Annotated in this window: 22 protein-coding genes and 1 pseudogene; 15 read left to right on the top strand and 8 right to left on the bottom strand. The window is 41.7% G+C overall.

Features of this window, described 5'->3' with window-relative positions; all coding sequences use genetic code 11:
• Positions 1-113 precede the first annotated feature (113 nt).
• Positions 114-1310, bottom strand: a complete 1197-nt coding sequence (gene fabV / locus G7058_RS07535; protein WP_166062949.1) for an enoyl-ACP reductase FabV — start codon at positions 1308-1310, stop codon at positions 114-116.
• Positions 1311-1461: 151 nt separating this feature from the next.
• Between fabV and G7058_RS07540 the strand changes: the two genes are divergently transcribed.
• The 3 genes from G7058_RS07540 (at position 1462) to G7058_RS07550 (ending at position 3955) form a co-directional block, all read left to right on the top strand.
• The gene (locus tag G7058_RS07540; protein ID WP_166062950.1) at positions 1462-2400 is read left to right on the top strand and encodes an NAD(P)H-dependent flavin oxidoreductase; all 939 of its coding nucleotides are present in this window, start codon (positions 1462-1464) and stop codon (positions 2398-2400) included.
• A gap of 158 nt (positions 2401-2558) precedes the next feature.
• Positions 2559-3125 (top strand): helix-turn-helix domain-containing protein, encoded by a 567-nt coding sequence (locus G7058_RS07545; RefSeq protein ID WP_166062738.1) that lies wholly within the window; start codon positions 2559-2561, stop codon positions 3123-3125.
• Positions 3011-3955: an IS3 family transposase gene (locus tag G7058_RS07550; protein ID WP_227004523.1), complete on the top strand. Its 945-nt coding sequence runs from the start codon at positions 3011-3013 to the stop codon at positions 3953-3955. The genes G7058_RS07545 and G7058_RS07550 overlap by 115 nt, the downstream gene beginning before the upstream one ends.
• 67 nt (positions 3956-4022) lie before the next feature.
• Here G7058_RS07550 and G7058_RS07555 read toward each other — a convergent pair whose 3' ends face one another.
• Positions 4023-5123 carry a glycerol dehydrogenase gene (locus G7058_RS07555; protein WP_166062951.1) on the bottom strand — a complete coding sequence of 367 codons (1101 nt, stop codon included), beginning with the start codon at positions 5121-5123 and terminating at the stop codon, positions 4023-4025.
• A 249-nt stretch (positions 5124-5372) separates the two neighbouring features.
• Here G7058_RS07555 and G7058_RS07560 point away from each other — a divergent pair, with 249 nt between their 5' ends.
• Together G7058_RS07560 and G7058_RS07565 are read left to right on the top strand one after the other, a co-directional pair.
• Positions 5373-6809 carry a 6-phospho-beta-glucosidase gene (locus G7058_RS07560; protein ID WP_166062952.1) on the top strand — a complete coding sequence of 479 codons (1437 nt, stop codon included), beginning with the start codon at positions 5373-5375 and terminating at the stop codon, positions 6807-6809.
• Between the two features lie 104 nt (positions 6810-6913).
• Entirely contained in the window at positions 6914-7738 is an 825-nt protein-coding gene (locus G7058_RS07565; protein ID WP_166062953.1) for an SMP-30/gluconolactonase/LRE family protein, read from the top strand.
• 67 nt (positions 7739-7805) lie between these two features.
• Here G7058_RS07565 and G7058_RS11890 read toward each other — a convergent pair whose 3' ends face one another.
• Positions 7806-7907: a DUF6512 family protein gene (locus tag G7058_RS11890; protein WP_227004404.1), complete on the bottom strand. Its 102-nt coding sequence runs from the start codon at positions 7905-7907 to the stop codon at positions 7806-7808.
• Between the two features lie 262 nt (positions 7908-8169).
• Here G7058_RS11890 and G7058_RS07570 point away from each other — a divergent pair.
• From G7058_RS07570 to G7058_RS07580, 3 genes and pseudogenes are all read left to right on the top strand, one after another.
• Positions 8170-8871 (top strand): annotated as a pseudogene (locus G7058_RS07570) (alpha/beta fold hydrolase).
• Between the two features lie 19 nt (positions 8872-8890).
• Positions 8891-9874, top strand: coding sequence for a sensor domain-containing diguanylate cyclase (locus G7058_RS07575; RefSeq protein WP_166062955.1), 984 nt, complete (start codon positions 8891-8893; stop codon positions 9872-9874).
• 44 nt (positions 9875-9918) lie between these two features.
• Positions 9919-10428, top strand: a complete 510-nt coding sequence (locus G7058_RS07580; protein WP_166062956.1) for a DNA-deoxyinosine glycosylase — start codon at positions 9919-9921, stop codon at positions 10426-10428.
• A 25-nt stretch (positions 10429-10453) separates the two neighbouring features.
• On the opposite strand, the gene G7058_RS07585 is transcribed toward G7058_RS07580, so the two are convergent.
• On the bottom strand, positions 10454-11080 hold the full coding sequence (locus G7058_RS07585) for a D-alanine--D-alanine ligase family protein (protein ID WP_166062957.1): 627 nt from the start codon (positions 11078-11080) through the stop codon (positions 10454-10456).
• A gap of 74 nt (positions 11081-11154) precedes the next feature.
• Positions 11155-11721, bottom strand: a complete 567-nt coding sequence (locus G7058_RS07590) for a YaaA family protein (protein WP_166062958.1) — start codon at positions 11719-11721, stop codon at positions 11155-11157.
• 174 nt (positions 11722-11895) lie between these two features.
• Between G7058_RS07590 and G7058_RS07595 the strand changes: the two genes are divergently transcribed.
• Positions 11896-12768 carry a DegV family protein gene (locus G7058_RS07595; protein WP_166062959.1) on the top strand — a complete coding sequence of 291 codons (873 nt, stop codon included), beginning with the start codon at positions 11896-11898 and terminating at the stop codon, positions 12766-12768.
• Positions 12769-12895: 127 nt separating this feature from the next.
• Positions 12896-13360, top strand: coding sequence for a hypothetical protein (locus G7058_RS07600; RefSeq protein WP_166062960.1), 465 nt, complete (start codon positions 12896-12898; stop codon positions 13358-13360).
• A gap of 198 nt (positions 13361-13558) precedes the next feature.
• On the opposite strand, the gene truA is transcribed toward G7058_RS07600, so the two are convergent.
• A complete protein-coding gene (truA, locus tag G7058_RS07605; protein WP_166062961.1) occupies positions 13559-14305 on the bottom strand; it encodes a tRNA pseudouridine(38-40) synthase TruA in 747 nt (248 codons plus the stop codon).
• A 414-nt stretch (positions 14306-14719) separates the two neighbouring features.
• Here truA and G7058_RS11970 point away from each other — a divergent pair, with 414 nt between their 5' ends.
• Both G7058_RS11970 and G7058_RS07610 read left to right on the top strand, forming a co-directional pair.
• The gene (locus G7058_RS11970; RefSeq protein ID WP_264372311.1) at positions 14720-14845 is read left to right on the top strand and encodes a hypothetical protein; all 126 of its coding nucleotides are present in this window, start codon (positions 14720-14722) and stop codon (positions 14843-14845) included.
• A 265-nt stretch (positions 14846-15110) separates the two neighbouring features.
• The gene (locus G7058_RS07610) at positions 15111-16139 is read left to right on the top strand and encodes a Gfo/Idh/MocA family protein (protein WP_166062962.1); all 1029 of its coding nucleotides are present in this window, start codon (positions 15111-15113) and stop codon (positions 16137-16139) included.
• A gap of 60 nt (positions 16140-16199) precedes the next feature.
• On the opposite strand, the gene G7058_RS07615 is transcribed toward G7058_RS07610, so the two are convergent.
• Positions 16200-16826 carry a phosphatase PAP2 family protein gene (locus tag G7058_RS07615; protein WP_166062963.1) on the bottom strand — a complete coding sequence of 209 codons (627 nt, stop codon included), beginning with the start codon at positions 16824-16826 and terminating at the stop codon, positions 16200-16202.
• Positions 16827-17008: 182 nt separating this feature from the next.
• Between G7058_RS07615 and G7058_RS07620 the strand changes: the two genes are divergently transcribed.
• Together G7058_RS07620 and G7058_RS07625 are read left to right on the top strand one after the other, a co-directional pair.
• Positions 17009-17584 (top strand): TetR/AcrR family transcriptional regulator, encoded by a 576-nt coding sequence (locus G7058_RS07620; protein WP_166062964.1) that lies wholly within the window; start codon positions 17009-17011, stop codon positions 17582-17584.
• A 46-nt stretch (positions 17585-17630) separates the two neighbouring features.
• Positions 17631-17999, top strand: a complete 369-nt coding sequence (locus G7058_RS07625) for an ABC transporter ATP-binding protein (protein WP_166062965.1) — start codon at positions 17631-17633, stop codon at positions 17997-17999.
• 40 nt (positions 18000-18039) lie between these two features.
• Here the strand turns inward: G7058_RS07625 and G7058_RS07630 are convergent, their stop codons facing one another.
• Positions 18040-19575, bottom strand: a complete 1536-nt coding sequence (locus G7058_RS07630; protein ID WP_166062966.1) for an FAD-dependent oxidoreductase — start codon at positions 19573-19575, stop codon at positions 18040-18042.
• A 129-nt stretch (positions 19576-19704) separates the two neighbouring features.
• Here G7058_RS07630 and G7058_RS07635 point away from each other — a divergent pair, with 129 nt between their 5' ends.
• Complete coding sequence (locus G7058_RS07635; protein WP_166062967.1) at positions 19705-20283, top strand: hypothetical protein; 579 nt, start codon at positions 19705-19707, stop codon at positions 20281-20283.
• The last annotated feature ends 22 nt before the right edge of the window (positions 20284-20305 follow it).

Consider the following 20305-nt stretch of genomic DNA (forward strand, 5'->3'; position numbering starts at 1 on the left):
GCAGCAACAACCATAACAAAGTGGATGTCGGATCTGCCTTTTTGAGCACGTTTACGCCACTATTATTCATTAATAACAAGGGGCCAGGAGTTTTTTCCCGGCCCCTTACTATTTTAATATTCTAAAGCTTTCAAATCCTCTAACGTTACCTCTTCTTCTACATAACCATCCACGTCAAAGCCGCTTAGATTCGAGAATTCTTTAACAAAAAGGTCATAAGCAGTAAGATCTGTATTGAAGTTTTCAGCATTTATTTTTTCAATCAATGCTTTCGTTTTTGCTTGGGTATCGCTGTCTAATTCCCAACTGTCCGGTCTCATACGACCCATTTCATCGTATTCCGCCTTGTCACCGTAAACCATATCGCGCAGGATGCGGTCGATGTGCATAATTGGTGTTTCGTGCGTGCCTTTTTCTTCCATTACTTTGTACAGGCCAATGCAATAGACCGGGAAGAACGGAATAACAGAGCTGGCTTTCGTCGTTACAGCTGTAGCCACAATCACTTGTGCTTTCCCGTTCACATCCGCCAACAAGTCGTTAATCGTTTCTGCTTTCACATCACAGTCCGCTTTTGCTTGTCCCAACGTTCCGCCGCCGTAGTATGGACGGTTCAATTCGGATCCTAAATAGGAATAATTGGTAGTCAATACGCCATCAGCTAAGACGTCCGCTTCTTTCAAAGCTTCCATCCATAACTGCCAATCTTCGCCACCCATTACTTTAACGGTGTTCGCAATTTCTTCTTCTGTCGCTGTTTCCAACGTTTGTGTATAGTAATTTTGTGTTTGCATTTCAATATTTGGACCCACTACAGGCTCTCCAATCGCTTTAATTGAAGAAACATACGCCTCGCCTGTATCCGGATCGTTCCGTCGGCCACTCGCTAAACTGTAAACAACCAAGTCTACTTTTCCGCCGAATTCATTTTTGATGTAATCAATAACGTCTTGTTTCGTTTCATGACTGAATGCATCCGCCACGAAATTCTTCGCGACTAAACCTTCTTTTTCAGCAGCTTCACGAAACGCGATGTTATTATACCAACCTGGCGTTCCCAATGAACGTGCGCTTTTTGGTCCCTTTTCAAAGGAAACACCAATTGTATCGGCGCCTGTTCCAAAAGCTAAACTGATACGTGTCGCTAATCCATAGCTGGAAGAAGCACCAATAATCAAGACTTTCTTTGGCCCATCGAATGTTCCGTTACTCTTAACGTAGTTCACTTGATTCAATACTTCTTGTTTACAGCCAATTGGGTTCACGCCCAAAGCGACGTTTCCGCGTATGTTTTGTTTGAACTCTAGCATTAGTTATTTTCCCCCTGTAGGTTTTATTCTTGCATCATATCAGAAATGAATGAAAAAGAACATAAAACCGACTATTGTAGCTTAATGAAAAGTGTTATAATAGTATGTGATACATGTAACAAATGAAGAGTGATAACTGGAGGAATTGCAAATGGGTAGAGTAACAAGTATGTTGGGAATCACGTATCCTATTTTTTGTGGGGCGATGGGCGGCGTTTCACGTCCCCAATTAGTAAGTGCAGTGGCTGAAGCAGGCGGAATGGGAATTCTGGCAACAGCCGGGATGAAGCCCGAGGCCGTGCGAGAAGCTGTTCGCGAAATAAAATCTAAAACAACGAAACCATTCGGTGCCAATATTGCTATTATTGCCGGAAACGTAGAAGAAATACTCAGTGTTCTATTAGAAGAAGGCGTTAAATTCTTTACAACTGGAGCGGGTAATCCGATTCCTTTGATTGCGCCGATTCATGAAGCGGGCGGGATTATTTTTCCAGTCGTTCCTTCTGCACGTGTCGCGAAAAAAATGGAAGATCACGGCGCAGACGGTGTGGTAGTTGAAGGAACCGAAGCAGGGGGGCATGTGGGTGAGGCAACAACATTCACGCTTACTCGTCAAGCGGCGTTGGCAGTCTCAATACCCGTTATCAGTGCCGGCGGAATCGCAGACGGAAACGGAATCGTCGCGGCCTTTGCACTCGGCGCGGAAGGCGTTCAACTTGGAACACGATTTGTCGCTTCAGAAGAGGCGCCCATTCATGAAAACTATAAACAGGCGATCTTGAATGCCTCTGACACAGCAACATTTGTTTCCGGTCGCCGCTCAGGTGGACCGATTCGAATCGAACGAAACAACGCGTCTCAAAAGCACGTCGCGTTGGATGAAAATCCAGAAACAGATATGAACACACTTGAAAAATTCACACTCCCATCACTGATTAAAGCCGCAAGAGACGGCGACACTGAAAATGAAATCGTGACTTACGGCCAAATTGCCAGCATCATCCACGAAATTAAATCTGTAAAACAAATCATTGAAGAATTATTCCATGAAGCAGAAGAAGTGCTAGGAAATTTGAAATTGGATTTATAGGAATAGGGCTGGATAAAAAACATTTGCGGTCCTATAAACGAAAAATATTCAGGGGAAAGCATCATAAACTGGCTTCACAAAAAAACTCAGACGGCCATATGGCGAGGTACCGACCCCCAAAAGTTAGAGTAAAATCTAAACTTTTGGGGGTTCTTTTTATGGCAAAATATAGTGAAGCATTCAAGTTACAAGTTGTGCAAGAATATCTGGATGGCCCGTTGGGATATAGCGCCTTGGCGAAGAAACATGCCATTCCTGATGCCGCAACCGTCCGAAAATGGGTGACATTTTTCCAAGAATTCGGGTTGGAAGGTCTGAAGAGGAAGCGGAAGAAGACGGTCTACCCTGTTCAATTCAAGGTGGATGTATTACACTTTATGAAAGAAACAGGCGCTTCTTATTCCGAAACGGCCATTGCCTTCGGCATGAACAATCCTTCCCTCATCGCCAACTGGAACCGGGCCTTCCAAGAGAACGGGATAAAAGGCCTGAAACCAAAACAAAAGGGGCGACCTCCCATGTCCAGAAAACCGAGAAAACAGCCGGGAAAACAAGCAAAGTCCACTTCTCTTTCCCAAGAAGAGCTGGAACGTGAAAATGAATTACTAAGATTAGAGATTGCTTACTTAAAAAAGTTGAAAGCTTTCCGGGAGAATCCAGACACCTTTCTCGAAAAGCACAAACAGCAGTGGCATACGCACTCAAAGAAGAAGGATTCAAACTGAAGGATATCCTTTCAGTAGTTGGAATCCCATCCGCAACGTACCATTACCACGCGAAACAACTGGGAATAGCGGACCCGGATGGGGCTCTAAAAGAGCTGATCCGACAGCTTTTCTTTCAGTTCAAAGAGCGGTATGGGTATAAACGACTCACGAAGGAAATGCAAAAACTGGGACATTGCGTCAACCACAAAAAGGTGTACCGCCTCATGCAAGAAATAGGTTTAAAATGTGTCAAGTTCATGCGGAAGTCTCGCAAGTACAATTCCTATAGAGGGAAAGTGGGAACCGTTGCGAAGAACCGACTGAATCGGCGCTTCCACACCACTATCCCCTTACAGAAACTCGTCACGGACGTCACTGAATTCAAGTGTATGGGGGAGGAGAAGTTATACTTTAGCCCTATTCTGGACTTGTATAACGGAGAGGTCATCGCCTACAGCATGAATAAGCGACCAACTCTGGACTTCGTGATGAAGCCCCTGCAGGAGGCCGTCGGCATCATTCGTAAACACGGCACCGTCCGCACGACCCTTCATTCGGACCAAGGGTGGCAGTACCAGCACAACAAGTGGGTTAAAATCTTGAAGAAAAACAAACTCTTTCAAAGCATGTCTCGGAAAGCAACGTGTGCTGATAATGCAGCGATGGAAAATTTCTTCGGCATTCTGAAACAGGAAATGTATCACGGAGAAAAAATGGTAAGTTATGGTGAGCTTGAATCAAGGATTTCCGAGTATATCGATTGGTACAACCAAGTTCGATCGAAAGAAAAATTGGCTGGCCTAAGTCCAGTAGAATACCGAACTCAAACCAGCCAATTGGCTGCATAATTAAAACTCTAACTTTTGGGGGTCGCTACCCGATCTGAGTTTTTTATTCGCGTAATTTGAATGGAGTTTATTTTTCCAACGTCTTCGCAAGTGCATCAACTGCGAGAATCGCATCGGCGATTTCTTTGGCTGTCAGCGTTCTGCCGATGTTGCCCATTGTGTCATTTTCGCCATTTGCCAATGCGCCCACTCTTAATAATTCATCATAAGAGGTCTGGTCTAAATGCATTTCTGCCAATGTAATGGGCATGCTGATTGCTTTGTAGAAGCGCATGAATTGATAGATTTCTTCTACAGGACGATTTTCCAACACGAGTTGTGTCAACGTTCCGTATGCCACTTTTTCACCGTGTGTTAAGTCATGGATTTCGCCTGAAACAGCAGTAAAGCCGTTATGAATCGCGTGCGCGCCAGCCAGTCCGCCGTTTTCGAAACCTAGGCCGGAAAGAAGCGTATTCGCCTCCACCACATGTTCAACTGCCGGTGTTACCAAGTGCTCTTTAACCGCTGCGTATGCCGCAATCCCTTCTGTAAATAACGTTTGTTCACAAACTGCTGCAATGGCTTGACCTGCAAGTGAAGGGCTTCCTCCCGCCATCGTTGATCCATTATTGCGATACGCCGCGCTTGCTTCTACCAGTGTCGCCATTGCATCTGCCATTCCCGAAGCAAATAAACGCGCCGGGGCATTCACGATTACTTCAGTATCAACCAAGACTAAATCAGGGTTCTTTTTGTAGAAACGGTAGTCTTCGAATTGGCCCTCGTCGGTATACATGACTGAAAGTGCGGAAGTCGGAGCATCCGTTGAGGCAATCGTTGGTGCAATAATGACCGGTGCACCTACTTCGTCCGCCAGTGCTTTCGCAGTATCAACGGCTTTTCCACCACCCAACGCCACAATCACGTCTGCTTCATTATCTTTAGCAACACTTACCAAACGTTGTACCTCATTGTTGGAAGATTCACCGTTGAACTTCTCAAACGCAAATGTTGCTTTGCTGTCAGAAAAGCTTTTATCTATTTTATCTGAGAGTAAGTTCCAGACGATATCGTCTGATAGAATGAGCGCTTTGGTACCCAAGTTTTCAACTTCTGTACCCAAAGTTGTCAAAACGCCTTGCCCTTGAACGTAACGTGCGGGTGAACGAAATGCTATTTTATTCATTATGCTTTTCCCCTATCTATATTTGTTAAGTTATTCACAATATATGTTACAGGAAGGATGTAAATTTGTCAAAAATATATCTAAAACAATATTACCGACTAGGAAAAGATTGTTAGTAAATCACATTGGATAAATTCTATTAATTTGAAAACGAATACAAATACATTTCACAGATGTTATAATAACTAAAGAACAAAAAAGGGGATTACCTCCTAACAACATTGAAGCAACAAGAGAGGGGATTATAAAATGCAAAAGGATTTTCTTTGGGGCGGCGCGTCTGCTGCTAACCAGATAGAAGGTGGCTATTTAGCAGGTGGCAAAGGGTTAACCAGTGTTGACTTGATTCCGCATGGCGCATACCGTCGTGAAATTCTAGCCGGCCTGCGTCATTACGAGGACGTACCAGAAGGACAATTTTACCCATCACATGAAGCGATTGATTTCTATACACACTATAAAGAAGATATTGCGTTGTTCGCCGAAATGGGATTCAAGGCGTACCGCTTTTCGATGGCCTGGTCACGGGTTTTCCCAACGGGCTTAGAAGAGGAGCCAAATGAAGAAGGCCTGCAATTTTATGAAAATGTGATTGATGAGTTACTAAAATATAACATTGAACCGATTGTAACGATTAATCATTTCGATGTGCCAAAAACGTTGATTGACAACTATGGTTCATGGAAGAGTCGCGAAATGATTGCTTTGTTTGAGAAATACGCAACGGTATTGTTCAAACGTTTCAAAGGGAAAGTCAAGTACTGGATTTCGGTAAATGAAATCAATATGCTCTTCCACCTGCCTTTTATGGGTGCAGGGATTTATTTGGAAGAAGGTGAGAACCGCGAACAGGTCCTTTATAAAGCGGCGCATCACGAATTAGTGGCGAGTGCGCGGGCAACCAAAGCATTGAGAGAGATTGATCCTGATGCCCAAATGGGATGTATGATTGCAGCGGGCGATTACTACCCGTATAGTGCGAACCCGAAAGACATTCGTGCTGCACAATTAGCGAATCAGGAAAACTTCTTCTTTATTGATGTCCAATCACGCGGGAAATACCCGAACTGGACGAAGCATAAATTTGCCGAAGAAGGCATTGAAATCGGAATGACTGAAGAAGATGAGAAAGTACTGGCGGAAAACACGGTAGATTATATTTCCTTGAGTTACTATTCAACGCGCACGTCAAAAGCAGAGCTTGAGCCTGGAGAAGCAACGACAGGGAATGCATTTGTGGGAGCAGTAAACCCCTACTTGGAAAAATCAGAATGGGGTTGGGCGATTGATCCATTGGGTATGCGTACGACATTGAATACACTTTGGGAAAGATATCAAAAGCCGCTCTTCATCGTTGAAAATGGCTTAGGGGCGTATGACAAGCCGGAAGAAGATGGTTCTGTCCATGATGACTACCGGATTGATTACTTGAAGCAACATATCGAAGAATTCAAAGCGGCCGTTGAAATTGACGGCATTCCATTGCTTGGCTATACGACATGGGGGTGTATCGACTTAGTCTCCGCATCAACGGGCGAAATGTCCAAACGTTACGGTTTCATTTATGTAGACCGCGACGATGCTGGGAACGGCACGATGGCTCGTAGCCGCAAAGATTCATTCTACTGGTATAAAAAAGTGATTGAAACGAACGGTGAGAATTTAAACGCCGATAATTTTAAATAGAGGTAAGGGGGCTGTTTCTGTAATAGAGACAGTCTTTTTGTTTGGAGTGGGAACGAATTCAGGTAGAATGAATGTAAGACGAACTTTCAGAAGGGATGATTTGCATGCAAAAGACATATACACCAGAACTTGTTTATTATGCCGGAAATCAATTACTTGAAGGCCCAGTATGGAGCGAGAAAGAGCAACGTTTATATTTTGTCTCGATTGAAGATGAAATGATTTATCGGTTGAACGAAGAAACAACGGAAATTACTTCCTACCCGACTAACGGACCGGTAGGGGCTGCCGTTTTAAATAAAGATGGAAAGATTATCTCAGCAGAGAAGCAAGGGATTTATTTAATCAATCCGGAAACAAAAGAACGGACTTATCTGATGCAGGCAAATGAAGATGAACGTCAACGCTATAATGATGGGAAACTGGATCCAAACGGGCGCTTTTTGATCGGCACAATGGGTTACGGAGAAACGCTTGAGGGAGAAGCACGTCTGTTTATTATTGAAGATGGCGAAGTGCGTATATTGCTTAGTGATTTGACGCTTTCCAATGGTATGGGCTGGACGAAGGATGGCCGCACGTTTTACCATATTGATACACCGACTAAAAAAGTCAAGCAGTACGATTATGATTTAGCCAACGGTACGGTATCGAACGGAAAAACAATCGTTGAGATAACAGGCAATGGTTCTCCAGATGGTATGTGTGTGGATGTGGACGAAAAGATTTGGGTCGCAGAATATGGCGGCAAACAAATTTGTAAGTGGGACCCTGCTACGGGAGAGAAGTTACTAACGATTCCGATGCCCGTATCCAATATTACCTCTTGCTGCATTGGTGGGGAAAACAAAGCGTATCTCTATATCACTACTGCCAAAGAGAACGATGAACCGTTATCCGGTGGGCTATTCAAAGTGAAAATTAGATAATTAGCGTATAAAAAATGCTCGAAAAGGCTTTTCCCGTGAACCATTTATTAGAGGAAAGAACTGTCCATCAGAAGAGAAACGGCCAAAATACTAGCTTCAAATGTTCCCAAATGCTTTCGTTGATTGGCGCAATCAGTCCCCCACGTCTATTTCGAGCAACAGCATTCATGTAAAAAACCTCCTGCTATTTATTTGTTAAATTAATAATAGAGGACCTAAACAGGTAAACAAAGAGATATGTCGGAACATCTCGAAAATAGCGCAAAAATCTCCTAAAGTAGCATATAGATAGAAATGAGTAAGCATGGGTTTAGGAAAGTGGGAGGATGAGTATCATGGAGAAAAACATAATCAAAAGAAATAATGTCAATGTGGTTGGGAACGGGGATAAAGTTCTCGTTTTTGCACATGGATTTGGATGTGAACAAGGGATGTGGCGGTATATCTTGCCCGCATTTACACATGATTATCAAGTTGTTCTGTTTGATTATGTGGGATCTGGAAATTCAGATGTCAGTGCGTATGATCCAGAAAAATATAACCAGTTGGAAGGATACGCATAAGATGTTATTGATGTAATTGAATCCCTCGCGTTAAGTGATGTCACCTTCGTCGGTCATTCGGTAAGCTCCATGATTGGTTTGTTGGCAGCGAATGCCCGTCCTGACTTAATTACTGATTTGATTATGATTGGCCCTTCACCTTGTTACTTGAACACAACCGACTATCAAGGCGGTTTTGATGAAGCAGATATCACGGATATGTTGGAAATGATGGAAATGAACTTTGAAGGATGGGCTAGCTACATGGCTCCAATGGCGATGGAAGCTTCTCCCGATGAAGAAAAAGTACGGGACTTGGAAAGTACATTTGTTTCCAATGAACCAGGGATTGCTCGTCAATTCGCAGAAGTAACATTTTTCTCTGATTATCGTCATATTTTACCCGAATCTGATGTCAAAACCTTGATTTTACAATGTGCACAAGATAGTATCGTTCCCGTTGAGGTGGGTTATTACTTAAAAGATCATCTGAAGAACAGCGAATTATTTGTCATGGAAACGAAAGGTCACTATCCACATATTAGTCAGCCAGAGAAAACAATTGAAGCAATTAGAGCATATATAGCCTGATTATGAGGGGGTATCAGAGATGGAAGAGCGCTTTAAGAATGCGCCTTGTGGTTTTCTATCCATTGATTATGAGGGTTATATCGTCGCTGTCAATGATACATTTTTAATTGAAATGAACTATGAACAGGATGAATTGGTTGGTAAACACGTGGAAATCATTTGCCGGCCACCCGCACGTATGATTTTTCATTCTTATTTCTATCCGACGATTCATCTTTACGGCAGAGTAAGAGAATTATTTGTGAAATTGATGAAAAAATCTGGAGAAGAAGTACCTTTTATACTAAGTGCACGCTGCTTCGAGGCCGAGGCTGCGTATCGCGTGGACATTGTGATGTTGCCGATGATAAAGCGGATGGAGTATGAACAGGTTTTACGTCAAACTAAAGTAAAAGTTGAAGAGATTTTGAAAGAAAAAGAAGTCGCACATCAAGAACTACAAGCGCTATATGCAGAAATTAAAGAAAAGAAAATAGAGTTAGAAAATATGAATGAGCATTTGGTGGTATTATCCAACACCGACAAGTTGACCAACATCCCTAATCGCAGGTATTTCCACCATAAATTTGATGAAATCGTCATTGAGTATGAAAAGACTCAGCAACCATTTTCACTCATGATGATGGACATCGATCACTTTAAACGCGTGAATGATCGTTACGGTCATCAAATAGGCGACCAAGTCTTAATTCAAGTAGCAGCGATTTTATTTGAGAATCTTCCGGAAAATGCCGTAGTAGCACGCTATGGGGGAGAAGAGTTTGTTGTATTACTTCCGGGCATGTCAGAAAACGATGCGATGGCTACCGCCGAAATACTGAAAGATAATATTCAACACGCTCATTGGGATATCGTGAACCGGATGACAATCAGTGCCGGTATCGCAACGTTTACCGAAGATGATGATCCTTATTCAATCATTACGAAAGCTGATCAAGCACTTTATTTATCCAAAGAAAGAGGTCGTAACTGTGCGACTCATTTTAATATGGTGTCATCATAAAGTGCTCAGCAGCTAATTTAACGAATAAAAAAGGGGTGTATAACATGGAGACAACACAAGGCTTTGGTCCGGTTTTTGATGAGAAGACACGCGTTCTAATCTTGGGTAGTCATCCGGGAGTCCCTTCCTTACGTAAAAGACAATATTATGGTAATCCCGGGAATGCTTTTTGGCGGACTGTCTTTCATGCCCTGGAAGTAACCGACCCCGTTGATTACACGCAACGCTTGGAACTGCTATTGGAGAACGGAATCGGACTGTGGGATGTCTATGATACGGTTCAGCGGGCGGGTAGTTTGGATGTTAACATTAAGAATGAAACGCTGAACGACTTCTCACGCATATTAGATGGCAGCGACGTTCGGTTGATTATCGCTAACGGTCAAACGGCTTATCGCGAAACGCAGAAGCATGCTATTTTCGAACGTTATGAAGTTGTCAGTGCCCTTTCAACAAGCGGTCTCAATAACGGACGTGAAAAAGAACGGATGGCGCAATGGAATCAAGCTATCCGTTATGGATTGAATAAAGAAGAAGGACCAAAAGATGCGTAAAATTCGCTCACTTTGGTCCTTCTATTTAGTTAAATCCTTTTGGTTCTTTTGCGATAGCTACCAGACGGTTAATCAAAGCGTCATACGTATATCCAGCCGCTTGCGCCAAACGTGGGAAATAAGAAAAATCTTTTCCAAGACCCGGATAAGTATTCAACTCAATCACGTGTGGGTGTCCCTCGGCGTCGAGACGAATATCCACACGTGCGAAATCTTGGCAACGTAAAATGCGGTACGTTTTGGCTGCCATTTCTTCAATTTCTGCTTGGAGTTCCGGCGAAAGGTTCGCAGGAATGATTTCCGTACTTTTAGAACCGGCTTTTTCTGTGTTCGTCAGAATTTGTGGACCATCTTTATGGAAAATGGTTTCTTTAATAGGCAAAATTTCCAGAACTTCATTGCCTATTACTCCGACGGTAAATTCACGACCCGGCAAGAATTCCTCGACCAGTAAGACCTGCTTGTATAAGTGGAGTTTTTCTTTAATAACTTTCTTCAGTTGCGCAACGGAATCTACTTTGGAAGATTCCGTTACGCCAATTCCTGACCCTTCATGTTCTGGCTTCACGATCAAAGGAAACGTAAAGTCGGAGCGAATCTCATCTGTTTCATCTACGTTGTCGTACTTGGAATGAATTAAAGCGATGTGCATTTCGATCCCTCCATATTGTACTTAATTGATAAACTAAGTATAACATCACCTCGCAAATGTGCCATTAAAAGACATTATGCGCCTTTGGGACGAATAAATACCCAATTGATTGGCCCCGATTCCGTTTCGCTAAACTGATACCCCATGTCGGTAAAAGACTTAATATCAGTCAGATTGGTTACGCGTTTACGTGCGATAAAGTTCACCAACTGACCGCGTCCTTTCTTAGAAATCGTGGAATGTTTCTTCAGATGGCCTTCACTATCCCTTTCGAAAAATGAAACGGAGACGATGTGATCTTCGGGTGTTGCATAGCGCGTGATTGTCTTTGAGAACTCATCGCTTGCTACATTTAAAATCGTACGTCCTTCTTTTACAAGCGCTTGATAGATCTGGTCGTTCCATTTTTTGTACAAGCCTTTTTCGGTAAAATCACGGCGATAGGCACCGATTTCGTCAAGGGGACGTAGTAGTCCATGCTCGGCAGAAATAATATGTAACTGTTGGTTTAAGAACGAGAAGTCCTCATTGGTAAGATTTTCCCTTAGATAACGAAATTGTAAGCCATTATAGAGGTGGATTGCTGGCTGTTGTGAATCGGTGGACGTCATTTCTTTTGACGGTGAAATAATAATATTCATTTTTTACCTTCTTTCTCACTATAGAGGTTACAGGAATTCTTTTATTTTTCATAATTGTAAACAATTATAAGGTTAAATGTCTATTAAGTGGCGTGATTCGTATAGCAATAACTGTTAGAATTGTTTATACTTTGTATAAAGTAGAGAAAATGATTTATATATGAGGAGATTATAATGATTAAAATCATGGCGGATTCGACTTGCGATTTATCACCGGAAGTTCTAGCGCAATATAATATTGGGGTAGCACCATTGAATATTACAATTAATGGCGTATCATATCAAGATAAAATTGATCTTACAGCAGACGCGTTTTTTGAACAATTACCAAAATTGAAAGAGCTACCAACTACAGGGATGCCTAGTCCCGAAGCATATTTGAATATCGTAGATGAAGCCATGAAAGAAGGCTATACGGAGTTTCTATGCATCTGTATGTCAAGTGGAACAAGTGGTTCCTATCAATCTGCAGTTATTGCAAAGGAACTTTATTTTGAACGTCATCCGGAATCTACAATAAAATTCCATGTAGTCGATTCATTGTCGATGAGTCATGGTAGTGGGTGGTTAATTCTGAAAACCGCACAATTACGCGAAGAAGGTTACACGTTCGAAGAATTGGTAGCGTTTTGCGAAACGTATAAAATACGTGTTAAACATTTCTTGTGTGTAGAAGATTTGCATAACTTAATCAAAAGTGGTCGGATTTCCAATGCAGGTGCCTTTATCGGCAGCTTGCTTCAAGTGAAACCTATCATGACAATGAAAGATACCAAAGGAACAATTGCAACAAAAGTAAGAGGGATGAATAAAGCGTTGAAACACTACGTGGATGAATTCATCAAACGTGTGGACTTAGAATGGACGAATTTTGTTATCATCGGTTATTCCAACGATCTTTCAATCGCAGAAAAATTAAAAGAACGTCTAGTTGAGAAAGCGCATTTCACGGGAAATATCTACATCATGCAGATGGGTGTTGCAGTTGGAACACACGTTGGCCTTGGTGGCGTTTCGATGTTCTTTATGGAAAAAGAAAACCAGTAATAAATTGCAAAGAAAATTTCTGACACCCTCACGTTGCGTAGACTGGTGAGCATCCTCTCTGAGAAGGGTTATTATAAGAACTTTCCAGAAAAATGTTATATGCTATGAGCAAAGGCAGGTGAGTGCTTTGTACTTAATAATGAAGCAGAATGGCTTTACAGAACGACCGTCCTATTATGTTTTTGGCAGTCAGGGTGAGAAGCTTTACCGAGTGGTACATGAGCCGTTGCAATATGGTCGCTATATAACGATTTATGATGGTAAAACAGAAGTGGAAATCGCTGTCCTGAAAGATGTTGTGTCGCGCGTTTTTGAAGTTGAGATGGGACTTTTCGTTGCGGACGAAAAGTATCTCGGTGTTAAAGAGTTACGCATTGGGTACCTAGTTTCGGTTCCGCTCGTAGTAGTGGGAAGAGATTGGTATATTGAAGATGATGGAAAAATTGTGGACGCTGAAGGAAGAAATCTCTTCCAAGTTCAATACAAAAACGGCGAAACGCACTTCTTAGTCGATAATGATTTATTAGAACCCATTGAAATACTGGCAGTAGGCTTAGCGAAAAAGTTGCTTGAAGAGCAAATGATTAAATGAAAAAACCGACACCTATCGTAAAATGATAGGTGTCGGTTTTTTGACGTTCTAGTGCTGCGCACTCAAACGCTAAAACGGATTTGAGTGCGCAGTTTTGTTCTATTTCCGCGCACTCAAACGCTAAAACGGATTTGAGTGCGCAGTTTTGTTCTGTTTCCGCGCACTCAAACGCTAAAATGAATTTGAGTGCGCAGGTTACTATACTTCTTCGTAATATACTTCGTCCAAGAATAAACCGTGGGCAGGAACAGTTTCGCCTGCTTGGGCTCTAATCCCGCTAGTAAAAATCGCGTCAATATCTTCCAATTGCATGCGACCGGCGCCAATAGCCAAAATGGTTCCCATTATAATCCGGATTTGATTGTAGAGGAAGCCTTCGCCCACGAAAGCGAATTGAACAAGATTACCGTGTTCAATAATTTTGATACTTTCAATCGTACGAACGGTTGATTTTTTCGACTTCTTCAAAGAAGAGAAGCCTAGGAAATCATGACGGCCCACGAACTTTTGGCTCGCTTGATGCATCAACGAATAGTTTAATTCGTCGGAAACGTGGAAGCTCCGATTTCTCTCAAAGGCAGAAGGAACGGTATTATTCCAAATGTAATAGCTATATTTTTTGCTGATTGCATGATAACGTGCGTGGAAACGATCGGGAACATCCAATACTTCTTTCACGACGATATCGCGCGGCAAATAGCGGTTGAGGTGCTCTTGCATCGCTTCTAAAGTCATCACAGATTCTGTCTTAAAGTTCGCAACTTGTCCATGCGCATGTGTGCCGGCATCCGTACGTCCCGATCCGACAATTTCAATCTCTTCTCCTGTCATGTTTGACAAAATATTTTCAATTTTTCCTTGTACTGTTTTGTCGGAATCACCTAGACGTTGCCAGCCTAAATAACGGGCTCCGTCATACTCGACAGTCATTTTGATATTTCTCATCATCTATTCACCATTTTCTATATGTATCTCTCACCATTATACCGAAAAAGCTGTCATTTGCATCGCTGGATTTTTCGTGGTATACTACGTACTCAACATCCTAACATATGCAACACTATGTAAGGAACGAAGGCTTTTCTCTATACTGCAGCAAGTACTGCAGATACTCGGAACCAAAAATAAGTGAAGTTAAATTTATAAACGAAGTACACAGGTGCTTCATAATGAATTTCCAAGATTTAGATTTGATAGTGAAAAAGTCGTGTTTCCTAACTATAGGAATACCTTTTTCTTTCTTATAAATAAGAAGCGGAAGGTGCTCAGAGGAGTGCTTTTTTTATTACGGAAAAAAGGAAATCAAGGGGGTTGAAAAACGCCGGGACGCGCATATGGTGTCCTAAAAAGGAGTACGATATGGAAAATATCGTCTATACCAACACAGAAAATGTGACGGTTGAAATATCTTGGGAAGATTATTTCAAAGAAATCGAAATGCGCAAGCAAGAACGATTAAAGAAAAAACCAACACCTAAAAAATAGATAAAAGTGTTTCACTCTTATCTCCCAAGAACTCGCAAAGTTAGCGTAAAAACCTAACTTTTTCGGGTTCTTTTTTCGACACAACTTGAAGGCGCTTTCTGATTATGTCATAATAGATGTGGTATCTACTAAGATATAATCTTTCCTATTTGGAAATGATTAAAACGTTTGTTTAGTATCTCTACCCATTCATGTGGTATAGTGAACAAACATTATGCTACAAATTGATAGTTAAAATAAAGTACTTTAATGAGGAGTGGACAAGTTGCTGAGAGTAGCAATTATCGGATTGGGAACAATTTCCTATATCCATCAATTAGGAATTCAACAAAGTGGTTTAGGGAAACTGGTCGCGGTTTGTGATAGCAATCCGAGTACGGCTGGCGATTATGCCGATCTACCTTTTTATGATAACTGCGAAGAGATGTTGGAAAAAGAAAACCTAGACGTTGTTCATATCTGTTTGCCACATGATTTGCATGCACCCATCGCTCAAAAATGTATGGAATACGGCGTGAATGTTTTCTTAGAAAAGCCGCTGTCATTGACTTACGAAGAAGGACTAAACCTTTCAAAAGCTGTTTCAGATAGTAAATATAAACTAGGTGTCTGTTTCCAGAACCGTTATAATCGAACAACAACAAAACTGATTGATATTTTAGAAAATCAGCCCGTTGAGGAAATTGGATCTATCCGTGCAGTAAAAGGCGTGGTTACGTGGTTTAGACCGGAGAGTTATTATGAAGCACAGCCGTGGCGCGGGCAATTGGAGCGTGCGGGTGGCGGAACGATAATCAACCAGTCGATTCATACATTGGACCTGATGCATTTGTTTGGCGGTAATCCATTGACATGTAACGGCCACTTGTTAAATTTGTTAGATTATAAAATCGAAGTAGAAGATACAGCAGTAGCACGGTACGAGTTCGAAGAAAATATTTCCGGATTGTATTTCGCAACCAATAGTTATGCGGTGAATTCACCAGTAGAGCTTGAAGTGATAACAGAGCGAAGACGTTTTGTGATTAAAGACTACAAACTATTCGAATATAAATATAACAGCGATGATGGTGTTCTGCTCGAAAGTGATGATATTTTTGAAAGTACGAAGTCTTATTATGGTCAAGGGCACCTTTTAGCGATTCAGACATTTTACAAAGCTATTATTGATAAAACAGAAGATTATATCCACATTGAAGATGCTTTAGGAAGCATGCTTATGATTGATATGATGCGTAAATCAAGCGAAACAAAAGAAACAGTACACGCAAGTACGTTTACGAAAAGTGAATAGATGACGCCAATAATAAAAAGCAGCAGCTCAAGAACAAAAAGTTCCGGGCTGCTGCTTTTTCTATGTGACGTTCTCAACTTTTTCAATCACAAAGCGGGTTAGGTAGTAAAATGCGTAGCCAAGTGAATAACCGGCAAGAACATCCGTCAGGAAATGAACACCTAAGTAGATACGGCTGAATCCGATTGAAAGGATAATCAAAGCAACAACAACTGCGACAGTTTTAGGATACCGTCCCAAGCTTGTGTAGCGCATCAAAATATAGGCAGTTAACGGATAGATCATAGCCGAAGCAAATGAATGCCCGCTCGGGAAGGAAAAAGAGCTCTCGGAAACGAGTCTCAGTTCTTCAGCCGGACGTTCGCGTTTGAACACGTTCTTTAGTGAAGAATTAACTCCGAGATTCCCAACGACAACGCCTACTAAATAAATGAGTGCAACACGCCATTTCCTAAATGCTAATACGACAACTAAAAGCATGACGAGAATAGCAATAATCACAAATTCCTCATTTGCCAAAGTAGTCATCAGACGGAAATAAATATAGGCAATCCCATTACGAAATTGAATGACGAAATCAGTGACTGACTGGTCGAAACGCGCTGTCTCTTCTGGTGCAAAGATAAATAAGAGCCGAATAAGAATGTATGGAATGACAGCCAACAGTGCTTTTTGAATATTTTTCATGGTACTCTCCTTGTTTAATTGATTTCATTAGCAGTATCATATAACACTTATCCAGAAAGTTATAGAAAAATGCTGTAAACAGAATATTTAAGAAAAGAAATTAAATGTTTGCATTATTATTTCAAATTTGATATTCTTTGATTGTACTTATCAACTGATAAAAAAGAACGTAGGTGTAAGATGTGAGTAGTAAAAAGAAAACGACACGCCAAAATATATTAGATATTTCTTCGGAATTATTTATGGATAAAGGCTTTCAGGCGACTTCTACACGTCAAATTGCAGAAAGGGCGGGGATTACTCAACCTAATCTGTACTATCACTTCAAAACAAAGGAAGCAATTTATATTGCTGTTCTTGAAGATTTGTCTAAAGTGGTCAGAGAGCAACTGGAACTGATTATTCAGGAAGATAATCAACTTCTGGAAGAAAAGTTGTTACATGTTATCCATTTTTTGAAAGAAAAACATCCCGTCAATCTTTTTATCATGCGGCATGACATTAATAATGAGATGTCCAAGGAGAACCATCAGTTCTTGTATCAATTATGGCGTCAATCGTATCTCCAGCCCTTGATTGATTTATTCACTCAATATATTAAAGACGACGCATTGTTTAATGCAGTTGAGTTGGCGATGCACTTCTATGGTAATATTTCCCCTTATATTCAAAAAAGTGAGGGGAATCATGAGACGTTGCGGCCCGACCAACTGGTTCATTTATTTGTTTATGGAATCATTGATAGAAAAGATACATAATGTCCGAGGAGGTTATTAAAATGGAGCGTTACTGGAAAACGTGCTGATGCCCTATCGTATAAAGCATGGAAAAGTCACTAAAGAAGCGATGCAACGCGCGAATGACTTGATTGATATCGTAGGTTTGACGAAAGTAAAAGATAATAAATCGACAGATATCTCCGGTGGACAGCAACAGCGTGGCGCTATTGCCAGAAGCTTAATTAACAATCCGCGAATTATTTTAGGAGATGAGCCGACCGGTAACTTGGATTCCGAAACAACCCAAACTGTTTTCAAGTTACTAAAGGAAATCAACCGCGAATACAAATCAACCTTTATTCTGATTACACATGATCAAAGGGTTGCTCAACAAGCCGACCGTATCATCGAGATTAAAGATGGTCGAGTTAACATGGATATTTATAACAATTAATGCCAACAAAAAAAGACCATAATGGTCTTTTTTTGTTGGACTATTCGCCACTTTCTACTCTTTCTAATGGTTTTACAGCCGGACCATTTAACACAGCGCCTTCATAGCTAAAGCGCGAGCCGTGGCACGGGCAATCCCAAGAACGCTCGGCATCATTCCAATTTAATCCGCAGCCCAGATGGGTACACGTTGTCTTAACGAGATGCAGCTTGCCTTTTTTGTCACGGTATCCACCTAACTTTTGTCCGTTAAAAGAGAGTAGACCACCTTCATCGACAGCGAGTTCCTCCGGTGTTTTGTCTGGTCTTTTTGCCTTAGAAACAAGCAAGTCTTTTCCAACAGCAAGATTCTTTTTCGTAAATTGTTGCATATCTTTCAGTTTTAATTTCGGACGGGTAGGGTCAAACAAGCGCGTATAAGAATTTTCATTTCCTAAAATGGCGTCTGAAAGAACCTTTCCGGTAATAGCCCCCGCTGCCATTCCCCATTTATTAAAGCCGGTCGCGACGGAAATATCGGGCGTCCGCTTAGTCATTTCACCGATGTAAGGCATCTTATCCAGTGTCGTCATATCCTGAGCAGACCAATGATTCATGACGTCGGTCAAGCCAAAATGTTCTTGGCCAAATGCGACTAAGTTTTGATAATGACTTTGGGTATCCTCGTTACTTTTTCCAGTCGGGTGGCCATCCCCACCGATTAACAACTGGCCATTGGGTAACGAACGCAAGGAGCGCGTCGGTTCCTCAACGCTGATATACATCCCATCCGGAATCGGGCCAACGACATTCGCAGCGATACCGTATGAGCGCTTAATTTCCAACTTTGCGAAATAAAAACCCTTGAAATCGTTAAACGGGAAATGCGTGGCAACGACGACTTTATCTGCTTTAAGCACTGTTCCATTCTCCATTTCAATGTTAGTGGCATGCTGACATTTAACGGCCCGGGTTTGTTCGTATATTTTTCCGCCGCTCGCAACGATAGCGTCTAAAAGGGGAACAAGGAATTTGACCGGATGGAACTGCGCTTGATCGGGCATCGTTAAAGCTCCCAGTGTTTTGAAAGGCAGATCTTGGAGTGGCCCCATCGAAAAACGGCCCGGTATTTCTAATTGTTGGTAAGCACGGACTTCTTTCCGAATTTTTTGTACACCTTTTTCTGAAGTCGCGTAAAGAACAGCTTTCTTAGGTTCCAAATCACAATCAATGTTTAGTTCTGCGGCCACTTCTTGTATCAAATGGAGACCATCCATGTTTGCATCGAAGTAAAGCCGTGCTTTTTCTTTTCCAAAAGTTTGAATCAGTTCATCGTAAATGAGGGCGTGTTGCGCCGTTATTTTAGCGGTTGTATGGCCTGTCACGCCGGTGAGAACCGTGTCTGCTTCTACGAGCGTCACGCGTTTTCCAGCTTTCGTCAGTAAATACGCCGTCATAATCCCAACGATTCCGGCGCCGATAACAGCGACTTCGGTTGTTTGGTCGGATTGCATAGGTGGATGGTGAGGAATCGGGTAGGAGCGCCAGTAGGAATGAGGGAAGTCAGCAAGTGAGTGGTTGTGTTGTTCGTGCGACATAATGAAACTCTCCTAGTAATTTCTCTTGTTTCCGCAAGTTTACTACAATTGTGGAGTGAGGAAAAGTAAAAACAACGGTGCATGCTATAATAAATGTAAACGCTACACATTTGAAAAAGGAGGATTAAGATGGCTAAAATGAATTTTGAGCCGCCGTCCGATTATTATGATGAACGGGTTGCGGGTATAGATGAAAAGATTTGTGAGTTAGTGAAGGAACGAAAAGAGCGTGCGGAAGGGAATCCCGGCTTTCCGATGCAAATACGAATCAATGAGTGGGCTCAAAAATACGATTTCAATGCAATGTTTTTGAACAGTATTTTTTCAACGCTGTATTTTGAAGAAATGCATGGATCGGATATTGAACCGGAAAATTTTATAAAAAATGTATCCGTGATGCGGACAAAAGAAGCGAATGATGGTTTCTATTCAATATTGTGGATGCGTCAGTTTGAAAATGCGAGTGTCGTGTATTTAAATGTTTCGATGACTGAAGAGGGCCGTATGAAATTCCACACGCTTTCCATTACTGGCACGGATGAGGAATTTAATTGTCGAAGTGAGGGCGGTGGTGGTTCAGACGGAAATCTCACCTATACGTACGTTGTTACACCTGCGCTGTCGGAAGATATTTCCCGCTATCAGTTTATTATTAATGAATCCGAGGTTCCGTTAAAAAAAGACGGAAGCACGGAAATCGTTATTTAATGAAAAGTTTGATAGGATGGAA

The sequence above is a fragment of the Jeotgalibaca porci genome (assembly GCF_011299095.1).
Lineage (GTDB): Bacteria > Bacillota > Bacilli > Lactobacillales > Aerococcaceae > Jeotgalibaca > Jeotgalibaca porci.

Excerpts from the sequence above, each read along its gene's own strand:
- fabV (WP_166062949.1), bottom strand. The coding sequence starts at position 1,310 with ATGCTAGAGTTCAAACAAAACATACGCGGAAACGTCGCTTTGGGCGTG.
- G7058_RS07540 (WP_166062950.1), top strand. The coding sequence starts at position 1,462 with ATGGGTAGAGTAACAAGTATGTTGGGAATCACGTATCCTATTTTTTGT.
- G7058_RS07545 (WP_166062738.1), top strand. The coding sequence starts at position 2,559 with ATGGCAAAATATAGTGAAGCATTCAAGTTACAAGTTGTGCAAGAATAT.
- G7058_RS07555 (WP_166062951.1), bottom strand. The coding sequence starts at position 5,123 with ATGAATAAAATAGCATTTCGTTCACCCGCACGTTACGTTCAAGGGCAA.
- G7058_RS07560 (WP_166062952.1), top strand. The coding sequence starts at position 5,373 with ATGCAAAAGGATTTTCTTTGGGGCGGCGCGTCTGCTGCTAACCAGATA.
- G7058_RS07565 (WP_166062953.1), top strand. The coding sequence starts at position 6,914 with ATGCAAAAGACATATACACCAGAACTTGTTTATTATGCCGGAAATCAA.
- G7058_RS11890 (WP_227004404.1), bottom strand. The coding sequence starts at position 7,907 with ATGAATGCTGTTGCTCGAAATAGACGTGGGGGACTGATTGCGCCAATC.
- G7058_RS07575 (WP_166062955.1), top strand. The coding sequence starts at position 8,891 with ATGGAAGAGCGCTTTAAGAATGCGCCTTGTGGTTTTCTATCCATTGAT.
- G7058_RS07580 (WP_166062956.1), top strand. The coding sequence starts at position 9,919 with ATGGAGACAACACAAGGCTTTGGTCCGGTTTTTGATGAGAAGACACGC.
- G7058_RS07585 (WP_166062957.1), bottom strand. The coding sequence starts at position 11,080 with ATGCACATCGCTTTAATTCATTCCAAGTACGACAACGTAGATGAAACA.
- G7058_RS07590 (WP_166062958.1), bottom strand. The coding sequence starts at position 11,721 with ATGAATATTATTATTTCACCGTCAAAAGAAATGACGTCCACCGATTCA.
- G7058_RS07595 (WP_166062959.1), top strand. The coding sequence starts at position 11,896 with ATGATTAAAATCATGGCGGATTCGACTTGCGATTTATCACCGGAAGTT.
- truA (WP_166062961.1), bottom strand. The coding sequence starts at position 14,305 with ATGAGAAATATCAAAATGACTGTCGAGTATGACGGAGCCCGTTATTTA.
- G7058_RS11970 (WP_264372311.1), top strand. The coding sequence starts at position 14,720 with ATGGAAAATATCGTCTATACCAACACAGAAAATGTGACGGTTGAAATA.
- G7058_RS07615 (WP_166062963.1), bottom strand. The coding sequence starts at position 16,826 with ATGAAAAATATTCAAAAAGCACTGTTGGCTGTCATTCCATACATTCTT.
- G7058_RS07625 (WP_166062965.1), top strand. The coding sequence starts at position 17,631 with ATGCCCTATCGTATAAAGCATGGAAAAGTCACTAAAGAAGCGATGCAA.
- G7058_RS07630 (WP_166062966.1), bottom strand. The coding sequence starts at position 19,575 with ATGTCGCACGAACAACACAACCACTCACTTGCTGACTTCCCTCATTCC.
- G7058_RS07635 (WP_166062967.1), top strand. The coding sequence starts at position 19,705 with ATGGCTAAAATGAATTTTGAGCCGCCGTCCGATTATTATGATGAACGG.